Here is a 15,258-nt window from a genome sequence, read left to right as displayed (position 1 = left end):
ACGGCTCGATCTCCCGTCACACTACAGACAGGCGTAGCAGATCGCCCTGACATGGCGCAGGTCTGTGCCGCAGCAGCCTCCGAGGACACGCGCATTCTTGAGTTGCTTGCGCAGGCTGCGATAGCGATGGGCGAGGTCGAGCGGATCGCCGGCATCGAGTTCGGTCGCCATGTCGAGTTCGGTGTGGCTCAAGGTCGAGGCGTTCGCCCTCAAGCCTCCGATCCTGTCGAGCCAGGGCGCACTGCCGGAGATCACCCGCTCGAAATGCAGGGGATGCGCACAGTTGATCATGTAGTAGAGGGGATAGGCCTCGGTCGCCTCATCGACACGCTCGATCGCATGGCCCAAGGTTTCTCCGCTCGGGAGCCTGCCATCCGTTTCGACGGTGAAGGAGATGACGGCGGGCATACGGTGAGCCTGCGCAGCGGCCGCGATGCCGATTGCCTCGTTGCTGTAGGTCATCGTGATGGCGCTCACCATGTCCGCTTCGGTGCGGGCGAATGTCTTGACCTGATCCTGGTGGTAAAGCTGTGCCTGCCGCGCGCTCATGCGCGTGTCGATCCGGTAACCGTCCCCACGCGGCCCGATCACGCCGTTGATCACGATCCTTGAATCGCTGGTTTCGTAGTGAGGGCGCAGCTCCATCACCAGTTGAACCGAGGCTCTCTGAACCTCCTCGAGCATGGCGCGCGAGTAGTCCAGCTTGCGGCCCCAATCGGGGTTGGCGCGCCAGGTCGGCGTATCCAGAATGAAGCCCTTTCCATACTCCGCGGCGAGGGTGAGATAGGGCTGGAAATAGGCCTTGAGGCGGGCTCGGCCTTCCTCGCTGCGGACGAGCGGGAAGGCCGCGAAGAACGGCAGTTCAAGCCCATCACGAAAGGCGAGTGTCGTCTCCAGTCCGCCGTCGGTGAGGAATTCCTGCGTCAGGATCCGTGGAAGTATCGCCCTGTACTTGGCCATGGCCGTTCCCCTGTGTGCGACGGTCGCGCACCCTTCCCGGAATGGCGGATGCATTCTGTGATCTGGATCACAGATGCTGTCAGGCGCGCCACAGCGCGACGGACATGCGCTGGCGCCTGCCACGAATCCCGACCGTGCGAATGCTGTCGGGTTCGCGGTGGCGCTTCCGGATATCGCCGGATGCGGCGAGGAGCTCTGCTGAAACGGCAAGCGCCGCGCCTTGCTCCTTCGCGATTTCCATCAAGCGGCTCGCGACATTGACGCTGTCCCCGGTCGCCGTGATGTGCTGATGCGCTTCGTGCCCGAGGCGGGAGACGATGACCGGGCCGATATGGACGCCGACTCGAAGATCCGGACGGCCAATCGCAACCTCTTCGTCGGTGGTCCACTCGCGCATATCCCTGAGCAGTGCCCAGGCCGTGGAAAAGGCGCGACCGGCATCATCGGCGCGCGGATCTGGAATCCCGAACGCGATCATCGCGCCATCGCCCATGAAGGAGATGACGAGCCCGTCATGCGCGGTCACCTCGTTCTCGATGAGCGTGTGAAACGCTTTGAGAAATTCACGTGTCCGCGAGAGGCCGGCCCGCTCGCTCAGCCGCGTGAAGCCCGAGAGGTCCACGAACAGGATTGCGACCGTCTGTTGCACCGGTTCGCGTAGGAACCCCGGGTCTCGTGCAATGCGATCTGCGAGCAATGGCGGCTGAAACTGGCGCAAGGCGGCTTCCGAACGGGCGATGTCCGTTGCCTGGCGGCGATCCCATGCCTGCCTGAGGACCATTGCGAACACGGCAGGTGGAATGACCGACGCCAGCGGCAGCGCCGAGCTGAGCCAATAGCCTTCGACGAAGAGCGCCATGGTGGCCAGCAGCCAGGCGCCGAGACCGAAGACCGCCGCGCCAAGACCGATGCCGAGCGGAGCAGAGACGATGAAGAGGACGGCGCCGGTGGCCAGCGCGAGTGCCACGCCTGCGTCGAGCAGCCTCACTCCGTGATCCCGGACCAGCCCGGTGCCGCCGATCAGGTGAGCGATGCCGGTCGCCAGCACCTCCACCCCCGGCGTCACGGGATCGAAGGCCGTGCTGAAGGTGTCGCCGATCGCTGTGGCGGTGACGCCGACGATGACGATACGGTCCTTCAGGCGCTCTGTAGGCACGGTGCCCGCAAGCAGGCCGCTTGCACTGATCGTTTCGAAGCTGCCGCGCGGGCCGTAGAACCGGAGCGGAAGATGGAAGCCGAGGTCGAGCTTCACTGTGCTGTCTGCCAGGCGCACCGTATCGACGCCGAACACCGGATCCTTGCCCTTGAAGCGCGCCGCTGCGTTCAGGACGAATGAGGGCATGACGCCACGGTCGGTCTGGAAGAGCAGCGGCGCATGCCGCGGCGTGCCGCTTGGATCGGCTGAAATATTGACGAGACCGACGGCTGCGAACCGCTCGAACGGCGACAGGGGCCAGAGCATCTGTCTCGCTGCCGGGATTTGCGAGCGCCCTTCCTCATCCCGGTCGAAGCGGCCGGCAGCGGCGACAAGTGAGGGCGTTCGTTCGAGAGCCTGGGCAAGCGCCTCATCTGTCTCGGGCGAGGCCGCGTCGACGAGCAGCAGGTCGAGTGCAAGGGCACGTGGGCCGGCAGTTCCAATGGCGAGGATCAGCCGCGCCAGAGCGGAGCGCTGGAGCGGGTAGCCCCGTTGCTGCGCCACAGTTTCGTCGTCGATGGCGATGATGACGATTTCGCCGGGGGCTGAGCGTCGGCCCGTAACAAGCAGGCGCATGTCGGCGAGCGCCGCCTCGACGCGATCGAGAGGACTGCGCTCGCCCGCGAGATGCATTCGCCCCAGAAATCCGGACCAGAGCGCGGCGAGCACGAGGCAGAGAATGCTGAACGACGCGGGCAGGCGGACGCCGCGCGTCGAGGTCACCGCCCGAACCGAGCAAGCAGCCCTGCGGCGCGCTCGCGGGGCCAGCGGCGCACGTCGAGCCGCTTTCCCTGGGAGACGTCAACACCATCGCCGGGGCTGAGCTCGACGGGGTCCGTGCCATCGCGGCGCGTGACTCGGACGCGTCCTTCGGCGACGAACACCGATGTCGTCGAGGCCGTTACGTCGACGGCATAGATCGTGCCGCGGACAGAGGCGATGGCGTGGGGCGTCAGGATCTGGAGGGGGCCGCGACGACGGGGCAGGTCAACCAGCAGGCCCTTGCCGTCCAATGCGATTGACTGGATCGCGCGGCCGGGCTGCGGCGATTGGATCTGGAAGCGGGTGGCGGCCTCCGCCTCGATGACCAGGCCACCGCTGCACTGAAACACGGTTCTCGGCGGATCGGTCCGCGCTGACGGGGTGCAGCCCGTAGGCTGTTGTGCGGCGGCGGGCGGGATCAATGCGCAGATGGCGCAAGCGGCAATCGAGAAACGGAGGAAGCGCATGGCAAGCCTCTCATGCTCGGTATTCAGATCGCTCCGGTCTTCGCCAACCGCCGGAAGCTGTCGACATTATGGATCACGAGGCGGCCTCGCCCAAGGGAGAGAATGCCGACCTGCTTCCAGCGCTGCAGCTGGCGGTTCACGGTTTCGCGGGTGACGCCGGTCAGCGCCGCCAGTTCCTCCTGGGAAATATGCAGCTCGCTGCCATAGTCGGTGATGAGCACATCGATGCGTCGCGCCAGCCGTGACGCGGCTGGCAGGAAGGCTGTGTCCTCCATGCGCTCGCTCATACCGCGCAGACGCTCGCAGAGCAGTTCGATCAGCCGGATTGCAATCAGGGGTTCGTTGTCGAGCAGATTCAGGAAATCGCGCCGCGGCACGAAGAACATTTCCGTGTCTTCCAACGCAATGGCATCGGCGCTGCGGGCGCGACCATCGAGGAGGGCGATCTCCCCGAAGACGTCGCCGCCGCCCAACAGATTCATCGTCATCTGCTGGCCGGCATCGTCCGTGGTGCCAATGCGGATCCGGCCATGGCGGATGGCGTAGAGGCCATCGCCAGGGTCGCCTTTCAGGAACAGGACCTCGTGCGCTGCCAGGTGCCTTGGCAGGCAAATTGCTGCGATCTTGGCCAGGGCATCGTGAGCAAGCCCCGCGAAGAACGGGTTCACCGATAGAAGCCGAACGACCAGATGAGGCGCGCTACGCATTCGTCAGTCCCCCCTGTTCTCTCCATCGCTGCGAAGAGCTGGCGCCTGTGTGAGCTGTTTCACAGAAGATAGCATGAGAACGGCAGAAAACCCCGCCCGTAGGCCGCAGCGGCTGCAGCCCGCAATCGCTGTGTGTGTCGCTCCGAACGGGAGTTTAGCCGTGCACCACACCGCCAACGCCCATTCCACGCCTTTCAGGACAACCTCCCTCGACCCACTGCACGAGCCCGAGACGGTCACGACGGCGGGCGAGTGCCCGTTCCTTGGCAGGGTCACGCGCGTGAGCCGCGCGCTGGTCACGTCATTGGCGCTGGCCTTTGGCGCGCAGCGGGGTCAGTCGCAGAACGTTGCCATGGATGCGCATACGTTGAACGATATCGGGCTGACCCAGGCCGAGGCCGCTCAGTGGGGCCCGCTGAACCGTCATATGCCGCGTCCCTGGGGGCAGACGGATACGCTGAACTGATGCGCAGGCGCAGGGAACCTATTGTCCGCAACACCAGAAAATTGCGGTACGCTGGAGCGCGGCGCTCACATCACAGGCCAGTTGCGCTCCATGGCGGATGGTTCCTCCCTACAGGCTGCACGGCGCCTGCGCTCGCCGCCAGGACAGGCGGCAGCGCAGGCCGCGCGTCAGGCGCCAATTGACGCGAGCGCGTCAACAACAGGGCTGTTTGCGTATATCTGGCGAAACAGCCGGCGCCAGCAGCTCCAGATCATCGCGGTCGTGCTGCTGTCTTTCCCCTTCTATTATCTTTCGCTTGAGCTGCCGAAATACATCATCACGGACGCCATTCAGGGCCGCGCCTTTTCTGGTGGGTCGGAGACTGCACGGCTCTTCCGGTTTTCGCTCTCCCTTCCTGCCTGGCTCGGCGGCAGCCGTGAACTTCTGAGCGGCCTTACGCTCGACCGCATCGGCTATCTGTTTGCCCTGTCCGTTCTGTTCCTGCTGCTGGTCCTCATTAATGGTGGCTTCAAATACGTCATCAACATGCGCAAGGGGGCCTTGGGTGAACGGCTGCTGCAGCGCCTGCGCGCCGACCTTTTTGCGACGTTATTGAGTTTCACGCCCGAGGCGCGCCGCCGGCTCAAACCGTCCGAGGCCGCGACTGTGATCAAGGACGAGGTCGAGCCGATCGGCGGCTTCGTCGGTGATGCCTTCATCCAGCCGGTTCTGCTCGGTGGTCAGGCCCTGACCGCACTCATCTTCATTCTGCTGCAGAACCTGGCGCTGGGTTCGATCGCGGCAGGCATCGTTCTCGTGCAGGCCGTTATCATTCCCCGGATGCGGCGTGAGCAGATACGGCTCGGGCAGCAGCGCCAGCTCGAGTCGCGGGCTCTTGCCGGCAAGATCGGCGAGGTCGTCGAGTCGCTTGACGAGGTCGCTGGCCACGGGACCTCTGCGGTCGAGAAGGAACTCGTCGCGGCGCGCCTCGAGAGGCTGTTCGGCATCCGCTACCAGCTCTATGGGCGCAAATTCGCGGTCAAGTTCCTGAACAACCTGTTGGCCCAGCTGACGCCATTCCTGTTCTATACGATTGGGGGGTATTTTGCTCTGACCGGCCGGCTCGACATCGGCCAGCTCGTCGCGGTCATCGCCGCTTATCGTGACCTGCCGACGCCAGTAAAGGAACTGATCGACTGGGATCAGCAGCGCCTCGACGTCGAGGCGCGGTTTCAGCAGGTCACCCAGCAGTTCTCGCTGGACGATGCCCCGGCGCCTGAACTGCCGCTCGCCCCATCCCCGGGAGAGGGGATCGTGCTTGGTGAAGGCATGATCGCGGCCAAGGGGCTGACGGTTCTTGGGCCGGCCGGCGACCGGCTGCTCGAGCGTGTTTCATTCGCCCTGCCTTTGGGGGGGAATTTCGCCCTGATCGACAAGGCGGGGGAGGGGGCGGCTGCGTTCGCTTGTGTGCTCGGGGGCAGCATGGGGCCGTTCGACGGCGCGGTGACGTTGGCCGGAATTCCTCTGGCTTCGTTGTCCTCCGAACGGAGAGGGCGGACGCTGGCCTATCTCGGAAGCGAACCCGTCATTCTCGATGCTTCCCTGCGCGACAACATACTCTACGGCCTGCGCCGCCCTGTTCCGGCTCAGGCGGGGGCGCCGCCTTGGTTGCTCGATTTCAATGGCGCCGGCGTCGCGAGCAGGCCCGAGCTCGAACTGCTTCTGGTCGAGGTGCTGGGTGTGGTCGGGCTTGCCGAAACGGTATTTCGCTTCGGCCTTCAGCGCCAACTCAGTGCGGACGACCCGACCGAGATCGTCAACAAGGTCGCCGAGATCCGCGGGAGAATTCGCTCCAGGCTGATTGGACGCGGGGCGGGTGATGCCGTGGAGCCCTACGATCCCGAGCGATACACACGGAATGCCACCATCGGCGAGAATATCCTCTTCGGTGTCGTCACCGATCCCGGGCTCGCCGGGGAACGCCTGGCCAGTCACAAGCTGGTCCGTTCCATTCTGGACGCGCAAGGGTTGACCACGCTCCTGACCCAGATAGGGCGGCGTATCGCAGCGACCATGCTTGAGATCTTTCGCGATCTTCCACCCGATCACGTCCTGTTCGAGCAGTTCTCCTTCATCTCCGCTGACCAGTTCCCGGAATATCAGGTCATTCTCGGGCGGGCCGAGGCCGGCACGCTCCGGGAGGTCGATCGCTCCCGGTTGATCGCGCTGGCATTTCTCTATGCGGAGCCGCGGCATCGCCTGGGGCTGCTGGGCGAGGCGGACGAGGTCCGCATTCTCGCGGCGCGGCGCGCTTTCCGCGCGCAGGCCAGCCCGGCGATGGCGGATGCCATCGCCTTCTACGATCCGGCCCGCTATTGCCCGGCGGCGCCCCTGCGCGACAACTTGCTGTTCGGCTGCGTTGCCAGCAGCAGTGCCGCCGATGCGGAGCGCGCACTCGAGGCCATCCGTGAGAGCCTGATCGAGCTGGGCCTTGAGCGAGATGTCTATCGTTGGGGGCTTGAGCAACAGGCCGGCTATGGCGGGCAGTTCCTGTTCCCGGCGGCGAGGGCGGCCGTCGCTCTGGCGCGTTGCCTGATCAAGCGCCCGCAGATCCTGATCCTGAACGACGCGTTGGTGTCTTTCGGTCAGGCCGAGGCTGCCAGGCTGTTCGCGCGGATCACGACCTTCATGAAGGGGCGGACCGTTCTCGTTGTCGGCCGGCAGATTGCGGAACTGGGTCGCTTCGACGCCAGCCTTGAATTCCATGGAACCAACTCCGTCAGTTCCACCGACGCGGCGGTTCAAACGCAAGCTCAGTCCGACGAGGCGTTTGGGAGCGATCAGCTGGACGCTGGCAGCATCGAGCTGCGTGCCCTGCGTTCCGTGCCGATCTTTGCCGATGTCGATACGGTACGCCTGCGGTTGCTGGCCTTCACCGGCGAGCGGGTCGAGTTCGCGGCGGGGGATGTCATCTTTCGCCAGGGCGACGAGTCGGACGCCGCATATCTGCTGATCACGGGCTCGGCCGACGTCTTGTCCGAGACGTCGGGACCGCCTGTCCGCATCTCGACCATGAACGCCAACAGCCTGTTCGGTGAAATGGGGATCGTGACCGATGATCCCCGTTCGGCAACGGTCATCGCGACCACGCCGCTAACGGCGCTCCGCTTGCGCAAGGAGGTTTTCGTCGCCCTGCTGACGGAGTTCCCGAAAATGGCGCTCTCGGTGACGCGGTTGATCGTCCGGCGCCTGCAGGACAATGTCGTTACGCTGAGCCAGCGGCACTGAACGGGCCAGGGGCATGGCGGGTCACGGCAATTGCAGCGGATCGACCGAGATCGCCCGCTTCAGCGTCCTGAGACCAAAGGTCGTGCGTGACTGGCGGATTCCGGGGATCCGGTACAGCGTCTCCCGGAGGAAACGCTCGTAGTGGTCGGTGCCGCTGACCACGACCTTGACGAGATAGTCGTATTCGCCAGTGACGAGATGAGCCTCGACCACTTCGGGAATGCGCGCCAGCGCGTCCCCGAACGTGTCGAGCACCTTGTCGTCGTGCTTGTCGAGCGTGATCTCGACGAAGACGGTGTTGTTGAGCCCCAGCGCCGCGTGATCCAGCACTGCCACATAGCGCTCGATTGCGCCGCTTTCCTCCAGCCGCCGGACCCGCGTCCAGCAGGGCGAGTGCGAGAGCCCGACCTTCTCGGCCAATGCGGTCGTGGTCAGGCGGCCATCGGCCCGCAGAGCGGACAGAATCCGCCGGTCGATAGGATCGAGAGCGTCGCTGCGCCTGGTCTTGCCGGACATCGGATGAATCTTCCGCAGTTGAAGAGAATTGCAGAAGAATTGACCGAGATATCTGCAAAGGTCGAGCACCTTCGGGAAATCTCTTTCCGTTTGCCGGATTACCGTCGTTGCTGCGACGGGGGAAGGCACGATGACCGGGCGAACGCAACGGCGAATGGTGGTTACAGCGTCGACCAGCGACGCCTATGACGGGCTGGTCAGGCTTCTGGTCGATGCCCAGCGCTTCGGCTTCGCCCTTGTCGAACTGTCGAGCTCCCGGCAAGATGACGGACGAACCGCGATCCGCATGGTCATCGAGACCGAGGGCGTCTCGGATTGTGCGGAGATCGGCTTCCGCCTTGCCCGCCACCCGGCGCTCGCAGCTGTTGAGGCTTTCGAGTTCGGCGACGAGCCGGGTTCATTCTATGTCGGCTCGCTGCATGCGTGTCGGCAGGGCGCCCTTGCCGGAGTGCGGGCATGACCGATCAGCCGTTGCGCTTTCATGTCCCGGAACCCGCCAGCCGCCCCGGCGGCAGGCCGGATTTCTCCAACGTGGTCATCCCGAAAGCGGGCTCGGTCCGCCGGCCCCCGGTCGATATCGACCCCAAGGAGATTCGCGATCTCGCGTATTCGATCATCCGCGTGCTCGACCGGGAGGGCCAGGCCGTGGGCCCATGGGTGCCAGATCTCGATAGGGAGGCGCTGATGCGGGGCATGCGCCACATGATGACGTTGCGCGCCTTCGACGCCCGCATGCAGATGGCGCAGCGCCAGGGCAAGACCTCGTTCTACATGCAGCACACCGGCGAGGAGGCGGTGAGTTGCGCCTTCCGCATTGCGCTTGGCCCGGAGGACATGAATTTCCCAACCTATCGTCAGGCCGGGCTCCTCATCGCGCATGATTATCCGCTCGTCGACATGATGTGCCAGATCTACTCGAACGAGCGCGACCCGATCAAAGGTCGCCAGCTTCCGGTCATGTACTCGTCGAAAGCGCACGGCTTCTTCTCGATCTCCGGCAATCTCGCCACCCAGTTCGTCCAGGCGGTGGGGTGGGCAATGGCCTCGGCGATCAAGGGCGATCACAGGATCGCCGCTGCCTGGGTCGGGGACGGCTCGACGGCGGAATCCGATTTCCACGCCGCCCTGGTCTTCGCCTCGACCTACAAGGCCCCGGTCGTCCTCAACGTCGTCAACAATCAGTGGGCGATCTCGACCTTCCAGGGCATTGCCCGCGGCGGTTCCGGCACTTTCGCGGCGCGCGGCCTCGGCTTCGGCATTCCGGCCCTGCGCGTCGACGGCAATGACTACCTTGCGACCTATGCGGTCGCGCAATGGGCGATCGAGCGAGCCAGGCGCAATCTTGGGCCCACGCTGGTCGAATACGTCACCTATCGTGCCGGCGCCCATTCCACCTCGGATGACCCCTCCGCCTATCGCCCCAAGCATGAATCGGAAGGCTGGCCGCTCGGCGACCCGCTGGTCCGGCTGAAACAGCATCTGATCGCACTGGGGGCCTGGTCGGAAGAGCGGCACAAACAGGCCGAGGCCGAGATTCTCGCAACCGTGATCGCCGCGCAGAAGGAGGCCGAACGCCACGGCACCTTGCATGCCGGCGGCAAGCCCTCGGCACGCGACATCTTCGAGGATGTCTATGCCGAACTGCCTCCGCATCTGCGCCGGCAGCGTCAGCAGATCGGAGTCTGACGCGATGGCTCGGATGACGATGATCGAGGCGATCCGTTCGGCGCTCGATGTCTCGATGGGTCGCGACGAGAATGTCGTGGTCTATGGCGAGGATGTCGGCTTCTTCGGGGGGGTGTTCCGATGCACCCATGGCCTGCAGCAGAAATACGGGGTGAACCGCTGCTTCGACGCTCCCATCAACGAGCTCGGCATCGTCGGCACCGCGGTCGGCATGGCGGCCTATGGCCTGCGCCCCTGCGTCGAGATCCAGTTCGCCGACTACATGTATCCGGCCTACGACCAGATCGTCTCGGAGGCGGCCAGGCTGCGCTATCGCTCGGCCGGTGATTTCACCTGCCCGTTGGTGATCCGCATGCCGACCGGCGGCGGCATCTTTGGCGGCCAGACGCATAGTCAGAGTCCGGAAGCGCTCTTCACCCATGTCTCCGGGCTGAAGACCGTGGTGCCTTCCAATCCGCATGACGCCAAGGGCCTGTTGATCGCAGCGATCGAGGATCCCGATCCGGTCATCTTCCTCGAACCCAAGCGGCTCTATAACGGCCCGTTCGACGGTCATCACGATCGCCCGGTGACGCCCTGGTCCAAACACGAGCTGAGCGAGGTGCCGGACGGCCATTTCGCGTTGCCGCTCGGCAAGGCCGCGATCCGGCGCGCGGGCGCGAGCGTCACCATCATCGCCTATGGCACCATGGTTCATGTCGCCGAGGCGGCGGCCGAAGAGACCGGCATCGACGCCGAGGTCATCGACCTGCGCAGCCTGCTGCCGCTCGATCTCGACACGATCGTGGCCTCCGTGCGCAAGACCGGCCGTTGCATCGTCCTGCACGAGGCGACGCTGACCTCGGGCTTCGGCGCAGAGCTCACCGCCCTGGTGCAGGAGCATTGCTTCTACCATCTCGAGGCGCCGGTCATGCGCGTCGCCGGCTGGGACACGCCCTATCCGCATGCCCAGGAATGGGCCTATTTCCCCGGCCCGGCGCGTGTCGGCGCCGCCCTGCGCGAGATCATGGAGAGCCGATGATGGCGGAACGGGTCATCAAGCTTCCGGATGTCGGCGAGGGCATTGCCGAGGCCGAGCTCGTCGAGTGGCACGTCAAGGTCGGCGACATCGTGCGCGAGGACGATCTTCTTGCTGCCGTGATGACCGACAAGGCGACGGTCGAGATCCCGTCGCCGGTCGAGGGCGAGGTGGTCTGGGTCGGCGCCGATATCGGCGACACCGTCGCGATCGGCTCGGCGCTGGTCCGGCTGAAGGTTGCAGGCGAAGGCGCGGCCGAGGCAGGCGAGGCGGAAGCGAACGAGGCGCCCGAGCCGGTCGTTGCCACGAAGCCTGCCGCTGGGCCTAAGAACGAAGCGCCTGCCTCCGCTCCGGCAAAGCCGGCCGAGACCAGGCCCGCTCCATCGCCCAAGCCGCGCGCTGTCTCATCTCCCGCGCTGAGCGCCGCACCGAGACGGCAGGCTGGCGAGAAGCCGCTCGCCTCGCCGGCCGTCCGACTGAAGGCGCGCGAGGCCGGCATCGATCTGCGCCAGGTCGCGGGCTCCGGCCCGGGGGGGCGCATCACCCATGAGGACCTCGACAGCTTCGTGCTGCGCGGGCCCGAGGCCGAACGCGCACCAGGGCTGGCGCGGAGGACCGCAGTCACCGACGTCAAGATCGTCGGCCTGCGCCGCAAGATTGCGGAGAAGATGGCGCTGTCCAAGGCGCGCATCCCGCACATCACCATCGTCGAGGAGGTCGATGTCACCGCGCTCGAGGATCTGCGCGCCGTCCTGAACAAGAAGCCGACGCCGGAACGACCGAAGCTGACACTCCTGCCCTTCGTGATGCGGGCGCTGGTCAAGGCGCTGGCCGAGCAGCCGAACCTGAACGCTCTGTTCGACGACGAGGCCGGGATCGTTCACCAGCATGCCGGCATCCATATCGGCATCGCGACCCAGACGCCCTCCGGGCTGATCGTGCCGGTCGTGAAACACGCCGAGGCTCGCGATCTCTGGGACTGCGCCCGCGAGCTCGGCCGCCTCGCCGACCGGGGACGCGAAGGCAGCGCGACCCGTGACGACTTGACCGGCTCCACCATTACCATCACGTCGCTCGGCGCGCTCGGCGGCATTGCCACCACGCCGGTGATCAACCATCCCGAGGTCGCCATCGTCGGCGTAAACAAGATGATGGTCCGACCGATGTGGAATGGGAGCAGCTTCGTCCCGCGCAAGATGATGAACCTGTCGTCGAGCTTCGACCATCGCGTCATCGACGGCTGGGATGCGGCCGTTTTCGTGCAGCGGCTCAAGGAGCTACTGGAAAACCCGGCAACGCTCTTCGTGGATGCCTGACGCCATGATCGAGATCACCTGCAAACTGCTCGTCATCGGCGCCGGCCCAGGCGGATATGTCTGCGCCATCAGGGCCGGCCAGCTCGGCATCGACACAGTGATCGTCGAGAGCGCGAAGCTCGGCGGCAGCTGCCTCAATGTCGGCTGCATCCCCTCCAAGGCGCTGATCCATGTTGCCGACGAATACGAGAAGCTGGCCGCAGCTGCTCAGGGCAAGACGCCGTTCGGCCTCACGGCCTCGGCGCCGGCGCTCGATCTCAAGCAGGCCATCGGCTGGAAGGACGGGATCGTCCAGCGCCTGAACAACGGCGTCGCCGCGCTCTTGCGCAAGTCCAAGGTCAAGATCGTCCATGGCCGCGCTCGCTTTCGTGACGGCAAGACCGTTGCCGTCGAGACCGAGACGGGGCCGAAGCTGATTCGGGCCGAAACAATCGTTATCGCCACCGGCTCGGCACCGGTCGAACTGCCCTTCCTGCCCTTTGGTGACACGGTGATCTCGTCGACGCAGGCGTTGTCGCTGCCCGAGATTCCCGCGCGGCTGGCGGTGGTCGGGGCCGGCTATATCGGCCTCGAACTGGGGATTGCCTTTGCCAAGCTCGGCTCGCAGGTCACGATCGTCGAGGCGTTGCCAAAGATTCTCCCGCTTTACGATGCCGAGCTGACCGCGCCGGTCGAACGATCGCTGTCGAGGCTCGGCGTTGAGCTTCTGCTTGGAGCGAAGGCGCGCGGCGCGGCTCCGGATGGCAAGTCCCTGCTGGTTGAAGCGGCGGAAGGCAAGGAACGGCGGATCGCTGCGGACACGATACTCGTCACAGTTGGCCGCAAGCCGGTGCTGTCCGATCTCGGTCTCGAGGAGCTGGTGCTCGACATGGATGGCAGCTTCATCCGCATCGGTGAGCGCTGCGAGACCTCGATGCGCGGTATCCATGCGATCGGTGACGTCACCGGCGAGCCGATGCTGGCGCACCGCGCCATGGCGCAGGGTGAGCTGGTGGCGGAGATCGTGGCCGGCCTGCCGCGCGCGTGGGACAAGCGTTGTATTCCGGCGATCTGCTTCACCGATCCGGAGATCGTCTCGGCCGGTCTCTCGCCGGACGAGGCGCTCCGTGCCGGCTTCGAGATCAAGATCGGGCAGTTTCCGCTCGCCGCCAGTGGCCGTGCGATGACGCTGCACAGCGAGCAGGGCTTTGTCCGCATCGTCGCGCAGGCCAACACCCATGTGATCCTGGGTATCCAGGCGGTCGGGCAGTCCGTCTCCGAACTCAGTGCGGCTTTTGGGCTCGCCATCGAGATGGGCGCGACGCTCGAGGATATCGCGGGAACGATCCACGCTCACCCCACGCTCGGCGAAGCCGTGCAGGAGGCGGCGCTGAAGGCGCTCGGCCACGCCATTCATATCTGAAGCGATTGCGGCTGTGACTGTGCTCCGGCTCGAGCTTCATTCGGCCGAAGCAACCTTGCCCGGATCCATTCTACCTAGTGGATGACTGGCAGGTCTCAGCTTCACTGCAGCATCTCCCTGCTTTCGTTCGCTGCGCCGGGGCGGCTCAATTTCGAAAGAGATGGTGCAGCCCGTTTCAGTGTCGGCGATGATCAGTTCCCGGCCATATTCGGCCAATGTATCCGAGACGATCGCAAGGCCCAGCCCGGACGAATGGTGACTGTCCGGAGCGAAGTGGACGCCGCGTTGCAGGATCAGCTGGCGCCGGTCTCCCGGCACACCCGGTCCGTCATCCGTGACCGAGAGAACGGTGCCGCCGCCGTCAATGGTGTGGACCTGCACCGTGACGGCACTGCGCGCCCATTTGCGAGCGTTGTCGAGTAGATTGCCAACGACCTCGGCGAAGTCGTCGGTTTCCATTGCAGCGCTGACGCTTCCGGGAATCTTGACGCTCCAGGTGATGCTGTTGGAGCTGTCGACGCGGCTCATCAGATCGACCAGCCGGTCGACGATCGGCAGCACGAGCGTTCTCATGCTCACCGCCTGTATCGCACCGTGAGTCCGTGCTCGTGCAAGCTCGCGCTCGACATGCGCGCTGATCGCTTCGCATTGTTCACGCAGGATGGTCGCATGCGCGTGCTGCCCGGACCTCTCCAGGCGTGCAACCTCGCTCGACAGAATCGTGAGCGGCGTTTTCAGTCCATGTGCCAGTAGGCCCGCCCTGTCACGCGCCTTGCGCACGAGCTCATCCTGGCGATCGAGCAACCTGTTCAGATCATCGACCAGCGGCTTGATCTCCTCCGGAAGGGTCCCCGTCAGGCGCGACGTCCTGCCTTCGCGCACGGCGGTGAGGCTCGCGCGCAGCTGGTGGAGAGGTCGCAAGCCGAACCGCATCTGCAACCAGGCCCCGCCGATCAGCAACAATGCGAGCAGGAACAGGATCTTGGCGACATCGAGGGAGAAGGCATGGCGCAGCTCGCCAATGTCGGCATGGTCAAGCGCGACGGCCAGCTGGAATGTCCGTGGGCCATTGGCGCCGTCGAGCTTCACCGCGCGCTCGAGCACATAGAGCTCGGATTTGTTCGGCCCGTCGATCTCGAATGCGCCCTTGCTCCTGTCCTCCACTTTGACCGTACTCGTATCCAGAATCTGGTCCCAGAGCGAGCGCGAGCGCAGATGCTGCACCTCCCCCTCGCTGATCTGCCAGTAGGCGCCGCCATAGGGCAGCTGATAGCGCGCATCGGCGAGATCGTGGTTGATCAGCGGGTTGCCGTCCGTATCGAGCTCGAACGCCTTGGCCAGTTCACTGGAGCGGATCTCAAGCTCGATCGCGATACGCTTCAGGACATGCTGTTCGAACACCAGGATGAGGGCCGCGCCAGCGGCCGCGAGCGTCACGGCAATCGTCAAGGCTGCGATCGTCAGAATGCGCTTGCGGATCGAGCCCGAGCTCATCG

13 protein-coding genes are annotated in these 15,258 nt (G+C 65.1%); 7 read left to right on the top strand and 6 right to left on the bottom strand.

Annotated elements, in window-relative coordinates; translation table 11 throughout:
- Window positions 1-21: 21 nt before the first annotated feature.
- From FG93_RS03365 to FG93_RS03350, 4 genes are all read right to left on the bottom strand, one after another.
- Complete coding sequence (locus FG93_RS03365; RefSeq protein ID WP_043231954.1) at window positions 22-960, bottom strand: homocysteine S-methyltransferase family protein; 939 nt, start codon at window positions 958-960, stop codon at window positions 22-24.
- Window positions 961-1,039: 79 nt separating this feature from the next.
- Window positions 1,040-2,878, bottom strand: a complete 1,839-nt coding sequence (locus tag FG93_RS03360; RefSeq protein WP_052513307.1) for a CHASE2 domain-containing protein — start codon at window positions 2,876-2,878, stop codon at window positions 1,040-1,042.
- A complete protein-coding gene (locus FG93_RS03355) occupies window positions 2,875-3,267 on the bottom strand; it encodes a FecR domain-containing protein (RefSeq protein WP_244448475.1) in 393 nt (130 codons plus the stop codon). Before FG93_RS03355 ends, FG93_RS03360 begins: the two co-directional genes overlap by 4 nt.
- A gap of 140 nt (window positions 3,268-3,407) precedes the next feature.
- Entirely contained in the window at window positions 3,408-4,091 is a 684-nt protein-coding gene (locus tag FG93_RS03350) for a Crp/Fnr family transcriptional regulator (RefSeq protein WP_043231601.1), read from the bottom strand.
- A gap of 160 nt (window positions 4,092-4,251) precedes the next feature.
- On the opposite strand from FG93_RS03350, the gene FG93_RS03345 reads away from it, so the two are divergent.
- Entirely contained in the window at window positions 4,252-4,557 is a 306-nt protein-coding gene (locus FG93_RS03345; protein WP_043231599.1) for a hypothetical protein, read from the top strand.
- Between the two features lie 261 nt (window positions 4,558-4,818).
- Complete coding sequence (locus FG93_RS03340; RefSeq protein WP_161783764.1) at window positions 4,819-7,824, top strand: cyclic nucleotide-binding domain-containing protein; 3,006 nt, start codon at window positions 4,819-4,821, stop codon at window positions 7,822-7,824.
- A 21-nt stretch (window positions 7,825-7,845) separates the two neighbouring features.
- Here the strand turns inward: FG93_RS03340 and FG93_RS03335 are convergent, their stop codons facing one another.
- Window positions 7,846-8,340, bottom strand: a complete 495-nt coding sequence (locus tag FG93_RS03335) for an Lrp/AsnC family transcriptional regulator (RefSeq protein ID WP_043231596.1) — start codon at window positions 8,338-8,340, stop codon at window positions 7,846-7,848.
- A 130-nt stretch (window positions 8,341-8,470) separates the two neighbouring features.
- Here FG93_RS03335 and FG93_RS03330 point away from each other — a divergent pair, with 130 nt between their 5' ends.
- From FG93_RS03330 to lpdA, 5 genes are read left to right on the top strand one after another with little or no spacing between them, the layout of a single operon-like run.
- Window positions 8,471-8,800 (top strand): hypothetical protein, encoded by a 330-nt coding sequence (locus tag FG93_RS03330; RefSeq protein ID WP_152579277.1) that lies wholly within the window; start codon window positions 8,471-8,473, stop codon window positions 8,798-8,800.
- A complete protein-coding gene (locus FG93_RS03325; RefSeq protein WP_043231594.1) occupies window positions 8,797-10,026 on the top strand; it encodes a 3-methyl-2-oxobutanoate dehydrogenase (2-methylpropanoyl-transferring) subunit alpha in 1,230 nt (409 codons plus the stop codon). Before FG93_RS03330 ends, FG93_RS03325 begins: the two co-directional genes overlap by 4 nt.
- A gap of 4 nt (window positions 10,027-10,030) precedes the next feature.
- Window positions 10,031-11,047 carry an alpha-ketoacid dehydrogenase subunit beta gene (locus tag FG93_RS03320; RefSeq protein WP_043231592.1) on the top strand — a complete coding sequence of 339 codons (1,017 nt, stop codon included), beginning with the start codon at window positions 10,031-10,033 and terminating at the stop codon, window positions 11,045-11,047.
- Window positions 11,047-12,360 (top strand): dihydrolipoamide acetyltransferase family protein, encoded by a 1,314-nt coding sequence (locus tag FG93_RS03315; RefSeq protein ID WP_043231589.1) that lies wholly within the window; start codon window positions 11,047-11,049, stop codon window positions 12,358-12,360. The genes FG93_RS03320 and FG93_RS03315 overlap by 1 nt, the downstream gene beginning before the upstream one ends.
- A gap of 4 nt (window positions 12,361-12,364) precedes the next feature.
- On the top strand, window positions 12,365-13,762 hold the full coding sequence (gene lpdA / locus FG93_RS03310) for a dihydrolipoyl dehydrogenase (protein WP_043231945.1): 1,398 nt from the start codon (window positions 12,365-12,367) through the stop codon (window positions 13,760-13,762).
- Between the two features lie 36 nt (window positions 13,763-13,798).
- On the opposite strand, the gene FG93_RS03305 is transcribed toward lpdA, so the two are convergent.
- A complete protein-coding gene (locus FG93_RS03305) occupies window positions 13,799-15,256 on the bottom strand; it encodes an ATP-binding protein (RefSeq protein WP_043231587.1) in 1,458 nt (485 codons plus the stop codon).
- Window positions 15,257-15,258: the final 2 nt, after the last annotated feature.

This window comes from Allobosea sp. LC85 (assembly GCF_000735605.1).
Classification (GTDB): Bacteria; Pseudomonadota; Alphaproteobacteria; order Rhizobiales; family Beijerinckiaceae; genus Allobosea.
This window is presented reverse-complemented; position numbering and strand designations above follow the sequence as displayed.

Bases quoted from the DNA above. Each gene is read 5' to 3' on its own strand.
- lpdA (WP_043231945.1), top strand. From the start codon at position 12,365: ATGATCGAGATCACCTGCAAACTGCTCGTCATCGGCGCCGGCCCAGGC.
- FG93_RS03335 (WP_043231596.1), bottom strand. From the start codon at position 8,340: ATGTCCGGCAAGACCAGGCGCAGCGACGCTCTCGATCCTATCGACCGG.
- FG93_RS03330 (WP_152579277.1), top strand. From the start codon at position 8,471: ATGACCGGGCGAACGCAACGGCGAATGGTGGTTACAGCGTCGACCAGC.
- FG93_RS03305 (WP_043231587.1), bottom strand. From the start codon at position 15,256: ATGAGCTCGGGCTCGATCCGCAAGCGCATTCTGACGATCGCAGCCTTG.
- FG93_RS03365 (WP_043231954.1), bottom strand. From the start codon at position 960: ATGGCCAAGTACAGGGCGATACTTCCACGGATCCTGACGCAGGAATTC.
- FG93_RS03325 (WP_043231594.1), top strand. From the start codon at position 8,797: ATGACCGATCAGCCGTTGCGCTTTCATGTCCCGGAACCCGCCAGCCGC.
- FG93_RS03350 (WP_043231601.1), bottom strand. From the start codon at position 4,091: ATGCGTAGCGCGCCTCATCTGGTCGTTCGGCTTCTATCGGTGAACCCG.
- FG93_RS03320 (WP_043231592.1), top strand. From the start codon at position 10,031: ATGGCTCGGATGACGATGATCGAGGCGATCCGTTCGGCGCTCGATGTC.
- FG93_RS03315 (WP_043231589.1), top strand. From the start codon at position 11,047: ATGGCGGAACGGGTCATCAAGCTTCCGGATGTCGGCGAGGGCATTGCC.